Genomic DNA, 17,271 nt, shown 5'->3' with positions numbered 1-17,271 from the left:
TACCATCAGGGCCAAATGCCGCACAGTCCGCATTTTCAGCCGCATTTTGCACCGCTTGGCGTTGCATCTCTAGGCTGTTTTGAACATACAGTAATGAACCTTTGACCTGATTAACATCTACAATTCCGCTTTGATCAGGTGGTGTAGGCTTTGGCTGTTCAGGTTTTGGCTGTTCAGGTTTTGGCTGTTCAGGTTTTGGCTGTTCAGGTTTTGGCTGTTCAGGTTTTGGCTGTTCAGGTTTTGGCTCAGGCTTTGGTGTGAGAGGTGAAATAGGTTCTTTAACTGCTAAAACCCGTGCGACATATCCATGCATATTAGTTAGCATACCTGCAATGGTTGCACCATCAGAGGACATGGTATTTACGGTCATAGCTGTCATTGAGCCAGCATTAACATGGGCTTTTGTTAACCACTCATTAACTGAGCCCATCCCTTTGCCCTCTTTCCAGATAAAGCCATAACGTTTGCCGTCATCAGCATCGCTTGCCCCTGAAATCACGGTACCTAAACGGCTAATATTGGTAGATGCACTGTAGCCTGAGTTATTTGTACGTAATGTGCCTAAATCATGTACTTTACCGTCAGTATCCCAATAAACAGCTCGGGAGGTATTTGAAGCGTCATCTGAGGTACCAGCAATCCGGCCTGTATCACTAACAGCAAGCGCATTACTTTCGTTATTGGTTAAACCTGCAAGCTGAACCATCTTACCATCTTCAGTCCATTTAAAAGCTTGTTGCACTGAACCGTTACCAATATTGGTATTACCAACAATCATCTTACCGTAGCTATCGGTATTGGTTGCTTGAGAATTATTACCAAGCTGATTGATGTTGTGAATCTTACTATCATCGCGTGTCCAATATACTGCATTTTGGCGATTTGCATCAGTAGAGGCTTGCCCAACAATAATTGATCCATCAGCACTTATTGCAGAGGCTGTGGATGATCCCCTTTTATTTGATAGAGTGTCAAGAAGATGAACTTGGTTATTTTCATCCCAATACACGGCTTGACTACCGTCAAATGCGTTATCATGCCATCCTAAATAACCAGTGATATATTTTTTATCAGCACTAACACCAGTTGCTTCTGAGTCATCAGTATATTCATCGGTTTTAGGTAAATAAATAACCCCTTTCTGTTTATCCCATACGGTGGCAACGGCACTTGAACCTTGAGTTGAGAAGCCCAATGCCATATTCCCATCACTAGAAAGACCAAGCACATTAGATTGTTGAGAGCCAACATCAACAATGCCCTGTTTATCTAACGTGTCATAAATATTATCTGTATTTGCCAATGCAGAACGTATTGGTAATAGGGTGTTATAGGCTACAAAAATACAGAGTATTTTTTTATTGAAGGGAATATTCATTGTTCTTCTCAACGTAAGATTATTGCTAATTGTTAGCGCGTGTAATATTAATTGTCTGAGTGGTTCAAATTAATATTAATTTGATACCGCAATGCGCTGTAGAGTATTTGTTGTTGCTATGATTGAACCTGTGAGTATAGGGGTATTATTCTTCTTAGCAATAAGTTGCTTGATTGTTATTTCCTATTGCAGCAATAGGTTTTAACGATTATTCAATTTATTGGCGGGTATTTTAATGCGGGTTTTATTTGATAAGGTGTTGTTTTTTATTGGCGAGATCGATTGCTTTTAAGCGTGTGTTACTGAATTTACTGTGGTTAGGCTGATTTTTGCTCGATATTTATTGCATTATATTAACACATATTTTACCCGGTGAAATGAAATAACCTTATCGCTTATTTTACTTATTGGGTTGTGATGTTAACTGAATATGTTTAGCTTGTGGCAGAACAGATGGCAAAACAGTTTGTCTAATTCACATTTTAAAACAAACAGATAAAAGTCGCCGATGCTTCTGTCAGTAAAAAAAGAGAGTGCAGCATACAAAAAAGCAATGCAGACGATAAAGCTCAGAATAAATTTATGCTGCTTTTGCATTGAATACCTTTAAATTGTAATAAATCATGGAAAATAATTAAATATCTTATCATTTTATTATAACTATATTCAAAGTAAAACCAATGCAAATGAGGGGGCATATCCATATAAAGTATTATAAATGCATATAAGCAATAAGAGGTGAAAAATTATGCAGTTAATGTGAGTATATTTTCTAATGATAATGAGCAGTGTGGTATTAACGAGGCATTTAATGCTTGAGCATTATCAATAGTTATTAAAAATAAGGTTGAGCATTTATTATTATACTGTTGCAAAGATAAAAATAGGCGTTATCTATATTGATAATATGAGTATTGCTTCTGTTGTAAAGCGAATAACCCGTGTAGAGATCTCTTCCTTAGAGATAATCAACGGTGTTGAGTTAAGTTAGGGCCATTATGATTACCGAATTAAGTCAGTATCACGGTCTTTGTATAACATGTTGCTTGATGTGAAAATCACACTGAACATATGCTTTGTATTCTTACTGAGTGAGTACGCCACCAAATATCATACAAATGAAATGAAAGTTTATAATCATACTGATTATGTTAAAAGCTAAGTCAATGTGCATATCGCGTGTAGCTGAACCCTTTGGCCGATTAATGGTCTATTATGTGGGTGATGTATTTAGGTAATGTGCAAGTATGTATTGTTAGCATATGGTTGCATATTCAATGCTGTATGCGTAATTTTGTGCAGTATCACGCAGACATACCTGATACAATTGGTTAATGTTCAGCCTTTTCCCCTAAAGGAAATTAGGCTAGATTAGCGCAGATTTGTAACTCCTGTTTTTTCGATATACGACCAAAACGTGAGGATTGAATGACGCAACAAGATATGCAAACAATGACTTTTTTAGTGCCACAAGGCAGCTTAGAGAGTTATATCCGTAACGCTAACGCTTTTCCAATGCTCACGGCAGAGGAAGAGAAAGAGCTGGCCGAGCGGTTGCATTATCACAGTGATATTCATGCCGCTAAACGGCTGATTTTGTCACATCTGCGTTTTGTGATTCATGTTGCACGTAACTATGCCGGATACGGTTTGCCGCAAGCCGATTTGATTCAAGAGGGTAACATCGGCTTGATGAAAGCGGTGCGCCGTTTTAACCCTGAGGTTGGTGTACGTTTAGTGTCATTTGCGGTGCACTGGATTAAAGCAGAAATTCACGAATACGTGCTGCGTAATTGGCGAATTGTGAAAGTGGCTACCACCAAAGCACAACGTAAGTTGTTCTTTAATTTACGTAAAACCAAACAGCGGTTAGGTTGGTTCAACTTTGATGAAGTTGACATGGTGGCTAAAGAGTTAGGTGTTAGTGCTGATGATGTTCGTGAAATGGAATCGCGCATGTCAGCACAAGATATGGCGTTTGATTTAGGGCCAGAAGATGAGGCGCGTGACACGCCGCAAGCACCCGTGCTGTTTTTAGAAGATAAACAGTCTGATTTTGCCAATGGCATTGAAGAGGATAACTGGGAGTCACACGCCGCAGATCAGTTATCTGATGCCATGAGTATGCTCGATGAGCGCAGCCAGCACATTGTTCGTGCCCGCTGGCTTGATGAACCTAAAGCCACACTGCAAGAGCTGGCTGATCATTATCAGGTCTCTGCTGAGCGTATTCGCCAATTAGAGAAGAATGCACTGAAAAAACTCAAAGAGGCCATTGAGGTTGACGCATAGAGGTTCTGTTAGGTTTTTTGCTCATACAACCGCTAGAGATAGGCGCACGCAGCATATAAAAAGCGTTAGTGCGCCTAACGTGTATGAGTGTCACTCACTTAATGTTGTGTAACCGATGGTGTATTACGTGTATCCCACCATGCCAGTAAAGCACCTGTCATCAAACCAATAAGATGTGCAGTATTGGCTATCGATAAACCAAACAAATCAAACCAACCAAACACCAGCCAAATGAGCATAAAGGCCGCTAATGGTCGGGGAATTGCTACGCCTCGTTCAGGTGCTCGCTCACCAGAGATCAATAAATATCCCACCAATGCATACACAATGCCAGATAAGCCCCCAAAGTAGATACCGCTCACCCATGCCTGCCCGATACCAGAAAATAGTGCTGAGAATAGAAAGAGTTGGATCAGTTTAGGTGAGCCAAGTTTTTTCTCTAATGGCCCGCCCAGATCCCACCACCAGAGTAAGTTAAAGCTAATATGCAAAATCGAAAAGTGTAAAAAGGTGTGGGTAAACAGTCGCCATAATTGCCAACTCTGTGCTGAGTTTTGTGGAAAGCCAAGCCAGCTAAAAAGTATGTTATTGCCAAAGAACATACCCACCAGATAAACCATGACACAGATAGCCATCACGGTCAGCGTAAATGGGCCCGCGCCCACTTTTAAGGCCTGTAAATAAGAGAAATGGCCATAGTTAAACTGTGTGGCAAGGCGGGTATCTGCGCGTTGCCAACTGGCATCTTGATATTGATCAGCGGTTGGATTTTGTAAAAAATCAGCCAGTGTTTGTTGAGCAATATCAAGATGTTGTTCATCATGCAAATAGAGGGCATAACGATCAGCTTCAGGTTGCATACTGACCGTGATGTGTTGTGTAGCCATATAATCGATATAGGCTTGTGCAAGGCGTGGGTTCGGTAGGCTCATCAAACGTAACATGGCGATTTCCACTAAAGTTATCGTGATATTACCTGCTACTTTACCTTGCTACTCGTTACCCTGCTACTGTCGGTTTGTGGCTGTAACGAAGGTGTAAGGGCATCACGCTGCCAGGCTTCAAAACCGCCATTGAGACTATACACTTCATCAAACCCCTGATTAATCAAGTATTGTGCAGCACCTTGACTGCTATTGCCGTGATAACAGATCACAATCACCGGGGTGGAAAAATCAGTTTGCTGCATAAAGGTCATCAGTGATTGATTGGTCAGGTGAAAGGCATTATCAACATGGCTGGTCTGAAAACTGTGTAGATCGCGGATATCAACCAGCACAGCGTTGCCGTGATCGAGTTTGGCCTTGGCATCACTGACTGAGATAAATTGAAACTGTTCCATGTGTGAAAACCTCGTGGTAGGAAAGAGGCATATTGTACCGGATACAGGATAAAAACAGACCTGATAAACTGTGTGGGCTCTCATGTTTGATTACAAGTTTTAACCTCTACACATATGGAAAACGCTACTGTAGTGATAGTTGATCGTGAGCTGCGTAAATTGCGCTAGGGTAACTGATGTTTTGTACAGCATAGTCACTCTTGATTACAGTGATTTTGTAGCACAGTTACTATGTAGCACAGCCACGGTTGAGTCAGCAGGGTTTACTGCGGTTAGAAGATGACTTTCTTTCTCGCATTTTAGACCACAGCACTGCGATATGCAGATAATGGAAGAGTGTGGAGTGTTGAGGTATTTTCATGGATTTCCCACATAAAGAGCCTTTTTTATTAGAGCCTGTGATTTTGTCATGGGTGGGTGGTTTTATTGATACAGTCGGTTTTTTAGGGTTGGGCGGTTTGTTTATGTCCAGCATCATTCAAAACTTGATTGTGGCGGGTTCTGCTGCGCCTATTACCCTAACGTTTGCACTATTGAGTATAGGCTGTTTTATTTTAGCCATGGCATTGGTGACATACAGTTTTACCCGCAACAGCCGCCACAGTATCTTTTATAAAGCCCGCTGGTATGTGGCTGAAAGTGTATTACTGTTGCTATGCATGGCATTTGGCAGCCGCCTTGATACCTCAGGGATACTCAATGAGTTTTTATTAGGGCTCACCGCACTGTGTGGGGTGGCAGCAATGGGCATTCATGCTGCTATTTCACGTTTGCTGCTGCGCGACCGTATTGGTACAGCAACGGCAACCGGTAATCTGATTCAACTGACGATTCGTTTAACTGAATATATTGCCGATCAGGAGGCAAAAGTCAGCGAAGGGCGGGCTGTTGAGCGAAAATTACTGTTGAGTTTATTTGGCTCGGTTGTCAGTTTTGTCGTGGGCATTGCTGTTGCTATTTATAGCTTTGAACAAGAGCAATTTTTAGCCCTGATTTTACCCTGTGCACTTATGCTGTTTTTAAGCTACAAAGAGTACACTTTTGCGCACTTAAACCACCACCGTTCGGACATGGATGGTGTAGAAAGTAATCGTGCAAAAACAGACAGCACGACAGTCTAACGCTGTAGCGGCGCGGGACATTTGAGCAAGGAAAGCTAGTGTTTTGATCAACTTTGGCGGTGCTCAAAACACTAGCGAATAGCATGGAAGGATGCAAAGAAGATAAATCAATGATTACCTGACTTATTAAATGGGCTTAGCAGGCCATTTAATAGGATGAGTAATGCAATCAATAGCTGCAAGCTCAGCACGATACTGCTTCCACTGCGTAAGTCTCATCCGGATTTGCTCATCCGAGTTAGAGATAACTCCTAAGTCAATAGCATCCGACAACGCTGATATCTCAACACTAGCTTCATTAAGTAAAGATGACCGTTGTTGTTGAGCTTGTTGCGTAAGCCAATCTTGCTCATCCTGTTGATTTTTAACCCAGTCATTGAGTTCCTCCCTCCACTCGTCGAACGGAGAGCATGAAGGAATAAGAGTAAGTTCTAGAGACAAAGGGCCGAGAGAACTGATAATTTCTGGCTGCCTATTTAGCTTGTTATACGCAGTAATTCCACGTAAATCATCTACTAACGACCACTTGCCGTCTAGCCTAACAATAGCTTTACCTGACTCACCTAGAGGCGGCGAGTCTAAAAAGGCTCCAGCAGGCAAAGATGTGCCGATAGAAACCCAAACATCACGAGAATAAAGAAGCTCACCAGTAACCTGATCAATGCAGTGAGCTAAAGCCCAGCCACTTTCAGAGGCAAAACCATCCGTACCCCAAGAAACTCGCGGTTCGTTCATTATGCGGCCCTTACTATATAGTTGAATGGAATATTTCTTGGTCTAGTTTCAGATGATGTTCTAGCCACTAATGAGGCATTAAAACTCAAATTTCTAAATTGGATAGTCTTTGTACCAGCAGCCAGAAGATCGCCCCCACTGCCTGAATACACCAAAGCGCCATTCTGACCACTGGGATCTGAAGTAAAAACGTTGGCCACACTACCAGTAATATTCTGCAAAGAATCCAGCTGAGAATTTAAAATCATCCTGCCTGAATCTATACCACGTCCATTATCCCAGCCACGAATGAACTCAGATCGCATATCAGGCAACACTAGCGCCGGATAGGCCAAGGCTAATTTTGGATAAGTTGCTGAGCTAAATGATTGTCCTGTCATAGCTAAAAAACCGGATGGCGGCACAGCCATAGGCCATGGAATTGGTGCACCAACAGGATATGCACTGAACGCAATAGCTTGAATTGCCTTTGCAATCTGAGAATGGTCAGTCTTATCCGGTGTAATATTTGCAAGTGCGAGCAAAGCCAGTAACTCATCAGTCACCATATTGAACCATTCGCCACCAGGAGTAGATGGCGATAGCCCTTGACCACCTTCAGTAAAGTATCGGCGAACTGATGACTGAACTGGAGGAATAGTCGGTGGAGTCGTAACACCGGTGCTATTATCAAGCCAATACATAGTCAGACCTCATAGATGAATTCATAAGTAAACCCGCCAAGTTTGTAGCGTGACAGGGTGCATTCAAGCAGCAACGCCGTCTGCGTTTTCAGTGGCGTTAGCACATTGTCAGTCACACGAAATCGACCGTCTGGCATGCCATAAACAACCACTTCCAACGTATGCCGCCAGCGATTAGGCCAGATTGGATACATGACGCTGCGCAGAACGTGATGAGGGAAGTGTTCGTTAACCTCTACAACGAAGCCGAGGGACAAAGCCATAGCTTTGATTTGCCACGTCTGTAGGCCACCTTTGCGATGATATTTTTCAACTACAGCCGCACGGCGACTTTCAAATGACTGGTTCTGGATATTGCACTCAGGAAGCCCCAAATAGCTTTCCCACTCGGGTAATAGCTGCACCGTTGTTTCCGGTCGCATCTCTAGGTAAAGCTGATCTGCGCTAACCTCTGCATCGACCAAACGCTGAGCAAAGCCAAACACATATTTTGATAAATCAGAGTCTGGGTCACGAGGCCATACTTTTCCACGCGGCATTAGCTGTAAAAGCGCGTTATGCCATTCTTCTACTGAGTGGGCCACGTGATACCTCCGATGACGTTCAACTGGTTAGGCTGCGCTGTTACGTCACTTGACAGATTTAACGTGTAATTCTCCACGCCAACTGCCGAACCAATCGCCGTTCGCACCTTTGAGACAAGCATTGTTTGTCCTGGGGATAACGTGCTTTGGTAGCTAATTAGATTTTTATTAATACCGGCTCGGGTGGCTGCATTGTCAGGTGTTGGCGTAATGACTAAATCAGTACGTTTAAGCTGAATACCCATATCGACAGGCTCAATGCCGCCAGGCCGACCAACTAGCACGCCGGTCGCTGGGTCAGAATGTCGGAATAAGTATGCCTGCATTGCAGTTTTATCAGTCGCGTTCGGCAGGATATCCGCTCGGTCATCGTAAACCCATGCGATACCTACCGTGCTACCGCCATGCCATGCGTCATAGCACCACGCGCGGGTTACACCAGGCAGCTCACGCATCCACGCAACATAATCATGCACTGCTCCACCTGATGGAGGATTTCGCTTACGGAATAGCAGGCGCTCAAGAACTTGGCTGATGGATTCAATGTCTGCACCACCGCTGATACTTCCACACGTCCCTGTTGATTGAACACCAGGAACTGGCGTAACTAGTGATAACGATTCTCCGGCAAGTATGTTGCCGGATGCGCCAGCGACTTTAGCTTGAATACGCACAACAACCGATCCAGCGCTAGGGCTACCACTAGAAGTGACAGTGTATTGCCTGCCGTCCTTATGCTGTAAAACGGTATCAACGGGGACCGGCACAGATGATTGCAGAGTCACCGGCCCCACGGCATAGCTGGCCAACTTACGGATGACACCCTCATATTGTGCCGTTTCAACAATCGTTTGGTCTTCTGATTCGGTCGTTGGAATGATCTGTCTGACAATCCACATTTGATGGTCATACAGGTCACGTACACCACTCGCCACCGAGGCATTCAGTGCTTTCTCAATACCAAACTTTGGCAGCAACGTATCCAGTGACGACTCAAGATCTAGCTGTCCTGACGCGATTAACTGGCGGAGAGTAGGAATGTTATACGGCATTCGCCTGCGCCTCCCATCGCTTGTTGATAGTCATAGGCACCTTGGTTCCGTCTGGACGTGTAATAACGATATCCAGCTGCAGCAGCTGAAACTTAGGAATAGAGCCTGTCACCACAATATCTCGGGCGTAATCGGGCTTTAAATGGGTATCAAGGGCGGTTTGAGCATAGGTTACAGCTTTATTGCGAACATCAGTGGTGAGCTTAGAACGGTCTAATAACCAGAGTTTGCTGCCCCACGGTTCATCTGCGAAGGTGTCGCCAATCCAGCCGCGCTTATCGCCGGTACCGTCTGGCAGTACATCGGAGTCATCGGCTCGGGCATCGGTGAAAAGAATCATCAAAACCAGTGTGGCCAGCCCATCATCCTGACGCAAACCGGCCGAGGTGATTTCGATATCGCCTCGGCCGGTTTCGTTGTTCCAGATGATTGCTGTAGTCAATTGCCCCTCACACAGGGGCACCAACCCCTTTCTCATGATCGTGGCCCTTCACAGAGATATCACCGACTTTCATATCTTCATCTGAAGTTACTAGTCCGGTCACATGCAAAGCGCCTTGAATTTCTGTCATGGGGGAAATGATGGTGTGTTTCTCTGATGCGTTCAAAATGACTGATTTCGCTTGAATTTCGACTAAGCCATTTTCACGCAGGATGATGCGATGACCTTCGAGATGGTATAGACAACTATCCCCCTCAGCCAGATCTTTTGGTCGTACAGATTTATCTTCAACGGAGATAGCAACCAACCCCGCGCGCGAACCTCCAACGCTAAGAACGATAGCCTCTGAGCCTATTGGTGGAACACTCGTATGCCCATAATTTTGAAAACGTTCAACATCACTCGCGCTTTCATCGGCCAGTACTTTTAGCTGCAAGTTTTGCCGCTGCAGGGCATCATTAACCAACGTAATTACAGCACGGTCAGCAAGCAGTCGAATCCGGCGCTGCAATGGCGCAAGCAGCTTCTGCACATCACGCAAACTTACGCCCATGTTTCAACCTCCTTCGTCCGCTTTTTCGATACTTCGGCGGGGATGAGCATTGCCTCACGGGGCATCAGATTAATGATAGATATCCTGCCGTTTTTATCATCCTCAATCAGCGTCACCACGCTAATGAGCCATTTTGCGTCTAAAACCTGAATATCATCTTTTACTGGACACATGCGGTTAATTTGCCACAGAGGGCCAGTATCACCCTTGATACCTTGAGTTCGCCAGCCTGCCACCGTGATTTCAGTTTGCGTCCCTTCGCCAAGGGTTCTTTGCATTTGCCACTGACCGCGAATACTTGCACCCGCAGCCGTCGTCACATCTTCTGCAATGATAATCCGTGGGCGATAACGTGTAATACTTGGGTCAGTAACCACGGCTTTTTGGCCGCCTAAAGTGCTTGGTGCCGAGTTACTCCACGTTTCGCCACCACCGTAGCTGCTGCCTTTTACGATCCATTCTGATGCCCGATCCTTGGTGCTGAATCGGCCTCTAGCGGCTAGAGCATTAACCCCAAGTTCAAGTGCTGTTCCCATATCCTGTTCACTGGCTTGCGTGATAACGAGCTGACCAAGTTCATTGGTCGTTAGCAACAACGCTCGCTGCTTTGCCAAACGGTCTAACAGTTCAAACGCGGTCTCCCCTTGTTCGATAGCGACCCGAGGAAACACCGCACCCACATCACACTCAACGGATACAGCAATATTGAACGGTGAACATATATCACGGGCGACCTGATCAAACTTAACGTTACTCCACTGACCTGATTTATAGATCGCCGAGCAGTCCACTAAGTCCGCAGTTTTACTACGACCATTCACGACCCATGAGACTTCTTTGGCGTCGTAACTGGGGATGAAGTCATCAACGTATCCGGTTAGCGCTGTGTCATCACCGATTTTCACGACACAGCCACTCAACGGCTTAATCTCTAATGGTTTGGCATCCTCCCATTTGCGCGTTAACGACAACTCGAATGAGCCCGCAACATCAATCAGCGAGCGCGTGATACGCACTTTTTGCCAGCCACCATAAATTTTCCCGTCAACCAACAGCGTAATTGGCTCAGACATCGATCACCTCGACCGTAGTGCTTGGCGTAATGAATGTTGGATTACGCAGTTTATTACTGCTCACAATCCGATCGCGGTACTCCGCATTACCATATTGCTGCCACGCTAATAATGCCGATGGTGTAGTCGTGTTAACCGTAATTTGGCGGCGACGCGGCAATTTTGCTGCCCGTTCTTTGTTGTCATTTAATAGAGCTAAACGTAGATCACGTAATGCACGCCACACTTCGCTGTCACCGGATTCCACCGCATCAACGGCCAACTCAGCCAAACGATTTGCGAGCGTATTATTCATTGTTTCGACTTCATCAGCAGTCAGCTGCACGTTACGATCTGCGCCCACTACACCATCAATTACGACAGGACGACTCACCGTATTATTAGCCTGATCACCAGTCAGTGATTGCCCGATAGTCACCGTGGCTATGCTGTCTTTGGTGAAGTCTCGGGTGCTGGTGAAATTGGCATCAGCAATTGCGCTGGCCGCTGATATCGCCGCGGCGCGGTCAATTAGCTGGGTAAATTGCTGCCCATTGGATAACGCAGCATTCAGCTCTGTCGGCGTATCAATAGTGGGTACTGACGATGCCAGACGTGTTTTCACATCTGCACTGATGCTCGTTGGCAAACCGCCAGTGATCGCCAGTTCTGCACGCATACCTTCCCAGCGACGACTAATCTGGTCATAGACACCCAACGCGCGAATAGGGTCAGTAACCACACCTTTCACGTCTTCCACGATGCCGGTGACTTCACGGGCTAGACTGCCTGGATACGCGAGCAGCCCACCCACGCTATCTTTTGTGCGGATGAGGCGGTCAGTCCATTCACGGAATTGATCGGGCAATGTAGGCAAGCCACGGGTGAACTCATCCATATCATCGAGAAAGGTATCAACCATTGCCCCCATGTTATCGATGCCAGTGATGAAGCTATCCATGAACGACTGTTCAGAGGCCCCCATAGCAGCTCCTGCGGCATTACCCAGCGCACCTGCCGTATCGATAGCCGATGAGGGGAACAACCGCGTACCGGCTTCCCAGACAGTGAACGTGACGTAAGCCACGCCGTCTTCTTCGTTATCGAGCCGGTGACTGACTTCGCCCACTTGTACCGTGCGCACACCCCACCATGGGTGAATCATTTCACACGTACCAGGCTGGTTCAGTGCATCCAACAGCGAACGGAGTTTAGACAGATAATCTTTGCCGACCACTTTTCCTACGATCTGCTCGTTTGTCAGAACTGCGCCGTTATCTTCTGTCCATCCAGTTTCACGCTTGGGATATTCACGTGGAATAGCGCGGCGGCCACCTTTGCCGTCCACGGTATTCAACAGGAACTCAACGCCGCGAACTGAGGCCGTTAAACGCTCTTTAAAGCTCATCTAAACCCCCGTTACGGCATCAATGAAGGGCCGGTATCCACATTAACTTTAAGACCAGGTGCCGCTTCGCGGGTGGTTACAGTCACTCGGTCGTCACTGACCTTAACATCAAGAGATGCATTTATTTTCTGCTCACTCACCTGATTTAACGTGGCATTTTGCAATCCAGCATTGCTTTCTTTCTGTAACATAATGGCCATCATTGTGAATGGGTTACTGCTTTCTAATTTTGGTGATTTAGCTTTTTCATTTTCTTGTTGAGACGCCTCTGACATCAAAACAAAGGCATCTTTATTGTTAAGTTGTGTAGGCATTGGCAGCGTGGCTTTAGCGGCCTGTGCCGCATTGTTTTCAGCGCCTAAACGCTGACCTTCTTCAGCCTGACTGGCCGCAAATAAAAGGCCAAGTGTTCCCATGGCCATCATGCCTGGTGAGAAACTTTTGAGGCTAGAGAAACGCCCAGGCTTTCCTGGCTTGCCCGGCTTACCATCAGGAATACCCGCCATATCGGTAAAACCACCGCCTGGCATATTCACAACATAAACCGGTGTCGCACCTAATCCAGCCATTGAACCAAGAGCACCAGCTGCACCGCCGCCACCTTTTGGCTTAGCCGCGTCCCATACCCCTTTAGTCCAGCGTGCTGCATCAACACCTTTTTTAACCGCAATTAATCCACCAACGACTAATGCAATATTTTTTCCCGTTTCAAGCCAGTTCTGAACGGCTGCAGGGTCAAGGCTATTAATGGCATCAGCCAATTCAGCAATAGGGGTTGCCAGTTGTTGATTAGAGAATTGACCCCAACTGTTTTTCAGAAGCTGCAAACTACCCGCGAAATCACCGGCTGCTTTGGCTGCATCGTTCAGTGTTGTTTTTCCATCGCCAGCCACTTTCATAAATTCGTCAAATGACTTCACATCGCCGGTCTGAATGTATTCGGCGATCACTGGCTTCAATGCACGTTTGGCTTCATCAGTTAAATTAAGCTTTGCGATATTGGTAGATAAGCCCTTTGACTTAGTGACAATCTCTTCAATCAAAACGGGCAGAGAGCGCATAACCTCTTTGCCTTTCTTAAGCTGCTCAGGGTCAAAAACTTCAATTCCGCCTAGCTGCTTTAACTTCTTAACCGTTTCAGGTCGGGTGATATCTCGAATAAGGGATTCAAACGCCGTCACCGCTTCAGAATCAGAGCCTACGCCTTGACGAATAATCTGCAGTGCTGCACCCAGTTCAGTGACTGCAGCGGTGCCTTGTCGGCCGGTTGACGCATACGCAGCAAAGATTTTCGGGCCCTCTTTGGCCAGATTGCCAAGCGTAAATGCACCTTGCTTACCTTGCAGGTTCAGCGTGTCGATGGCGCGCATTGCCGCATCATTGCTATCAATGGCCAGCTTTTTAAATTCAGTAAAAATACCACCGACTTCTGTACCACTTGCACCGGTTGCTTGCATTACCGCCGCAATATTAGGCAGGTTTGCAATGGCATATTCCAAGTCACCGGTTTTCGTCAGTATTTCTTCAATAGCTGATGTAACTTCGCTAGGGTCTACGCGAATACCTTTTAAATTTGATACCTGCTGAATTTGGTCATACAGTTCTTTTGATTTTTCACGTGAAATATCAGCAGCAATAGCAATGCGGGAAATTCTTCGGTCAAGCTGTGAATATTCACGAACAGCGGCACCACCCACTAAACCAGCACCAATAGCAACATATCGGTTTTGCATATTATCCAAACCTCGACCAACGGCAGAGGTAGACATTTTCACTAAGTTCATGGCGCGCTGATTATTAGCAGCAAACTGACTCATGCTCTGGCCATATTGCCGAGCCTTAGCCGATAAATTACCGGAAAGATTAATAACAATATCTGTAGCCAGCTGCTTAGACATTTTTAACCCCGCGTTGGTGAAACACAAACACACTCATCAAGAGTGCGAAAAATCAAATCAATATGCTCTGGTGATAAAGGCCGCTTAGCCAATTTAGTGACAAGAAACTGTTGCTCATCAGGAAGATGTTCCAAATTAACAAAGCCATTTGATATATCAGCCAGCTCTTGAAGGTTATCTAAATGAATACCTTTCCCACTGAAAAACTGACAAATACCATTTACCCAGCCTTTAGATATTTTTTTGTTTCCTCGTTCTAGTGCACTAAGAAACGGTGCGCTAACCCCTAGCTCTATGGCCATGACTGACAAAGAAACATCAGCATCGATTCTTGCTTTCTTTACAGCTTTACCAAAGTTAGTAATAGCCATCATTGATACTCTCTATTTCGTAGGAGTCATCACTTGCTTTAACAGGTCAAAGCGGCGCAGCAAGTGGCGCAAAGGAAGGTGTTTCAGCTCAGCTGTGGGGATATGCTTGCTCATGGCAAGCATCAACCCCATGACCGGTTCAGCCAGCTGAATCAGATCGCCCCCGCGCAGCTATTGCGTCGGTTAAGGCTCGGTCCAGCTCTTCGGTTTTTACTCGCAGCAGATCTAAATCGTCGATATGCAGCTTCTTCAGCATCTTGATAGTCAGTGGGCCTTTGACATCACCGATGTACTCAACCTGACGGCACAACAAATTCAGGCCGTACAGCACATCACTGGTATAAGCCACGGCCTTACCGGCGTTCACTACCACTTTTTCAGATTCCAGCTGCGCATCAATCAAATCAGCGGCAGTGAGCTCTCGTAACCCCACCTCATGATAGGTTATGGGTTTATCATCACTGCTCACGACAGTGATGCCGTGAGTCAGTTCAAAGGTCAGCAATGCCACAATCAGATCCTCACTACCTTGTCACCGAAGAACGTGGCCGCAATATCGCCACTCTCTTCACGCAACTGGGCTGGGTCGTTAACAGACGATTGAGTCATCATGTAAGACACGCCGTTATCACCTTCCCAAACGAGGGTAACGCTTTCCATTGCGTTGATGTCCATAACGTCAACGTCTTCATCTGCGGCAATCACCAGCTCAATGCTGGGGGGGCTGAATTTTTTGCTTTTCCCCCATACGCGCCCAGGCCCCATATGTTGAGTGCGGGAATAACCGCCTGGGTTCAGCACTGCACCAGGCTTCGTCTTGAGCTGCTTACCATTCGCTCGAATCGTCACTTCGCCAAGAATTTGTCCCATGATCGTCCCTTACAGTTTGAATTGAATCAGGCCAGCAAATACGCGCAGCTGGTTAACTACATCTGGGTGGCACACGCAGTTGAGTCGATTCCGGTCTGACGCATCGCGGTAGCACTTAAACGTCGCTTTGAACAAATCGAAATCTTCAATCAGCCCTTCTGTTACCCAACGTTCTGCCACTTCAAAGATGGCCTCCGTCATCAGTTTTGGCGTTACGATCGGCTGCGCAGGGTCAATGCGTGATAACACATCGTCATCGGCCAACTTATGACGCGGGAAGCGGTTAGAAACCATGACGTTAATGTCATAACGAATCTTGCCCAGCGTGGCCGGAGTCGTGATATCCAGATAGCTTGGGTCAGGGTCGCCATAGCTGTTTTTCTGGTACATCGAAACTTCACGCTCAATCGCTACAACGTCACCAGGCTGTACCTGATACGTTGCAATGCCGGACTTCAGCAGATTGTTACGCTCAGGCCAGCCGAAACGGTCTTCTTTGGCCGGAGGAATAACGCCTGGTAACGCCAAGGTTTGCAGTGGACGCGCAGGGTCGATAGCCAAGTGATAAGCGGCGATACCACAATAGGCTGCGGCCATTTCCCACGCTGGCGTTGGCATGGTGCTGCTCATCATGGTGGAGATCAGGAAGTCGTTACGTGATTCCCCAAACGTGATGGTCTCACCGTAGGTGCCCCGATAGCAGGAATAGGCGATCGCCTCCATCATCTTGTATGGGCCCCAACGCTCCAGCATTTCATCACGCAGGGTGTTCAAGCTGGATGTGTCAGAGAACGGCATCATGATGTGGTTGTACCATTCGTCCGGCATGGCCGCGATCACCGCAGACATATCGGGCGTTCCCGCACCACCGGTCATTGCATCAACGGTCACCGTTACACCACTCGGCAACTGCTCACCGCTGTAGTAGTTGTATCGCAGATCGATATCGTTACCCGTCAGGCCCTTGAGCTTTGACTTCACTTTCACTTTTTTAGGCGTAGCGCTGTCTACCACGGCAGTCACAGGCAGATTGGTTTTTGCATTGATAGCCGCAGCCACGCTGGTTGCGATCGTTTCATCAGTCGCATTGGCAGCAACACCCACTTGCACTGATTGTCCGGCGACCAGCAGATATAGCGTACCGGCTTGCACAGCTGGGCCTGCAAACGTGAATGCACCTTCCGCCGCAGCACCTTCAGTCAGGTCGGCAATGGGAATGGCAAAGGTTCGTGTATAGCCGTTCGCTTTGCGATAACGCTTAGCGGCCAGCGCCATCATAGAGCCAACACCAAACAGGCTATCGATAGCTGATTCGCTGACCGGTACTTCAACCACCTGCAGCGGTGACGCTGTGCCGCTAGATGTCATCTGACCGAGCAGCAACACCTTTTGATCTTGAGCGATATTGCCGCTCAACGCTTGCGAGTTATCGATTTCGATATAAACCAGCGGAACCCGCACATCATTAGCAATAGTGCCAAGGGCCATGG

At 46.5% G+C, this 17,271-nt stretch carries 18 protein-coding genes; 2 read left to right on the top strand and 16 right to left on the bottom strand.

The window, feature by feature from the left end; translation table 11 throughout:
• Nucleotides 1-1,378 (bottom strand): hypothetical protein (locus tag ACRC53_RS08500; RefSeq protein ID WP_438643029.1); only part of this gene is annotated, 1,378 nt, incomplete at its 3' end.
• Between the two features lie 1,443 nt (nucleotides 1,379-2,821).
• On the opposite strand from ACRC53_RS08500, the gene rpoH reads away from it, so the two are divergent.
• A complete protein-coding gene (gene rpoH, locus ACRC53_RS08495; protein ID WP_438643033.1) occupies nucleotides 2,822-3,670 on the top strand; it encodes an RNA polymerase sigma factor RpoH in 849 nt (282 codons plus the stop codon).
• A 98-nt stretch (nucleotides 3,671-3,768) separates the two neighbouring features.
• On the opposite strand, the gene glpG is transcribed toward rpoH, so the two are convergent.
• Together glpG and glpE are read right to left on the bottom strand one after the other, a co-directional pair.
• Nucleotides 3,769-4,614, bottom strand: a complete 846-nt coding sequence (gene glpG / locus ACRC53_RS08490; RefSeq protein ID WP_438643028.1) for a rhomboid family intramembrane serine protease GlpG — start codon at nucleotides 4,612-4,614, stop codon at nucleotides 3,769-3,771.
• A 35-nt stretch (nucleotides 4,615-4,649) separates the two neighbouring features.
• Nucleotides 4,650-5,012, bottom strand: a complete 363-nt coding sequence (gene glpE / locus ACRC53_RS08485) for a thiosulfate sulfurtransferase GlpE (protein WP_438643027.1) — start codon at nucleotides 5,010-5,012, stop codon at nucleotides 4,650-4,652.
• Between the two features lie 359 nt (nucleotides 5,013-5,371).
• Here glpE and ACRC53_RS08480 point away from each other — a divergent pair, with 359 nt between their 5' ends.
• Nucleotides 5,372-6,133, top strand: coding sequence for a YoaK family protein (locus tag ACRC53_RS08480; RefSeq protein ID WP_438643026.1), 762 nt, complete (start codon nucleotides 5,372-5,374; stop codon nucleotides 6,131-6,133).
• 126 nt (nucleotides 6,134-6,259) lie between these two features.
• On the opposite strand, the gene ACRC53_RS08475 is transcribed toward ACRC53_RS08480, so the two are convergent.
• The 13 genes from ACRC53_RS08475 to ACRC53_RS08415 all read right to left on the bottom strand — a co-directional run bounded on the left by ACRC53_RS08475 (nucleotide 6,260) and on the right by ACRC53_RS08415 (nucleotide 17,269).
• Nucleotides 6,260-6,868 (bottom strand): tail fiber assembly protein, encoded by a 609-nt coding sequence (locus ACRC53_RS08475; protein ID WP_438643025.1) that lies wholly within the window; start codon nucleotides 6,866-6,868, stop codon nucleotides 6,260-6,262.
• Nucleotides 6,868-7,551, bottom strand: a complete 684-nt coding sequence (locus tag ACRC53_RS08470; protein WP_438643024.1) for a phage tail protein — start codon at nucleotides 7,549-7,551, stop codon at nucleotides 6,868-6,870. Before ACRC53_RS08470 ends, ACRC53_RS08475 begins: the two co-directional genes overlap by 1 nt.
• A gap of 2 nt (nucleotides 7,552-7,553) precedes the next feature.
• Nucleotides 7,554-8,135 carry a YmfQ family protein gene (locus ACRC53_RS08465; RefSeq protein ID WP_438643023.1) on the bottom strand — a complete coding sequence of 194 codons (582 nt, stop codon included), beginning with the start codon at nucleotides 8,133-8,135 and terminating at the stop codon, nucleotides 7,554-7,556.
• Nucleotides 8,120-9,187: a baseplate J/gp47 family protein gene (locus ACRC53_RS08460; protein ID WP_438643022.1), complete on the bottom strand. Its 1,068-nt coding sequence runs from the start codon at nucleotides 9,185-9,187 to the stop codon at nucleotides 8,120-8,122. Before ACRC53_RS08460 ends, ACRC53_RS08465 begins: the two co-directional genes overlap by 16 nt.
• Nucleotides 9,177-9,629: a phage GP46 family protein gene (locus ACRC53_RS08455; protein WP_438643021.1), complete on the bottom strand. Its 453-nt coding sequence runs from the start codon at nucleotides 9,627-9,629 to the stop codon at nucleotides 9,177-9,179. The genes ACRC53_RS08460 and ACRC53_RS08455 overlap by 11 nt, the downstream gene beginning before the upstream one ends.
• A gap of 7 nt (nucleotides 9,630-9,636) precedes the next feature.
• Nucleotides 9,637-10,182, bottom strand: a complete 546-nt coding sequence (locus ACRC53_RS08450; protein WP_438643020.1) for a phage baseplate assembly protein V — start codon at nucleotides 10,180-10,182, stop codon at nucleotides 9,637-9,639.
• Nucleotides 10,173-11,255, bottom strand: coding sequence for a phage baseplate assembly protein (locus tag ACRC53_RS08445; protein ID WP_438643019.1), 1,083 nt, complete (start codon nucleotides 11,253-11,255; stop codon nucleotides 10,173-10,175). Before ACRC53_RS08445 ends, ACRC53_RS08450 begins: the two co-directional genes overlap by 10 nt.
• Nucleotides 11,248-12,642 (bottom strand): DNA circularization protein, encoded by a 1,395-nt coding sequence (locus ACRC53_RS08440; RefSeq protein WP_438643018.1) that lies wholly within the window; start codon nucleotides 12,640-12,642, stop codon nucleotides 11,248-11,250. Before ACRC53_RS08440 ends, ACRC53_RS08445 begins: the two co-directional genes overlap by 8 nt.
• Before the next feature lie 11 nt (nucleotides 12,643-12,653).
• Nucleotides 12,654-14,540 (bottom strand): phage tail tape measure protein, encoded by a 1,887-nt coding sequence (locus ACRC53_RS08435; RefSeq protein ID WP_438643017.1) that lies wholly within the window; start codon nucleotides 14,538-14,540, stop codon nucleotides 12,654-12,656.
• A gap of 2 nt (nucleotides 14,541-14,542) precedes the next feature.
• Nucleotides 14,543-14,914, bottom strand: coding sequence for a helix-turn-helix domain-containing protein (locus ACRC53_RS08430; protein ID WP_438643016.1), 372 nt, complete (start codon nucleotides 14,912-14,914; stop codon nucleotides 14,543-14,545).
• 136 nt (nucleotides 14,915-15,050) lie between these two features.
• Entirely contained in the window at nucleotides 15,051-15,422 is a 372-nt protein-coding gene (locus ACRC53_RS08425) for a phage tail assembly protein (RefSeq protein ID WP_047709086.1), read from the bottom strand.
• A gap of 2 nt (nucleotides 15,423-15,424) precedes the next feature.
• The gene (locus ACRC53_RS08420) at nucleotides 15,425-15,781 is read right to left on the bottom strand and encodes a phage tail tube protein (protein ID WP_047709085.1); all 357 of its coding nucleotides are present in this window, start codon (nucleotides 15,779-15,781) and stop codon (nucleotides 15,425-15,427) included.
• Between the two features lie 9 nt (nucleotides 15,782-15,790).
• Nucleotides 15,791-17,269 carry a phage tail sheath subtilisin-like domain-containing protein gene (locus ACRC53_RS08415; protein WP_438643015.1) on the bottom strand — a complete coding sequence of 493 codons (1,479 nt, stop codon included), beginning with the start codon at nucleotides 17,267-17,269 and terminating at the stop codon, nucleotides 15,791-15,793.
• Nucleotides 17,270-17,271 lie beyond the last annotated feature (2 nt).

The sequence above is a fragment of the Plesiomonas sp. genome (assembly GCF_051652165.1).
Classification (GTDB): Bacteria; Pseudomonadota; Gammaproteobacteria; order Enterobacterales; family CAMTGL01; genus Plesiomonas.
The sequence above is the reverse complement of the archived record's forward strand: the minus strand, read 5'-3'. Positions and strand labels throughout refer to the sequence as shown.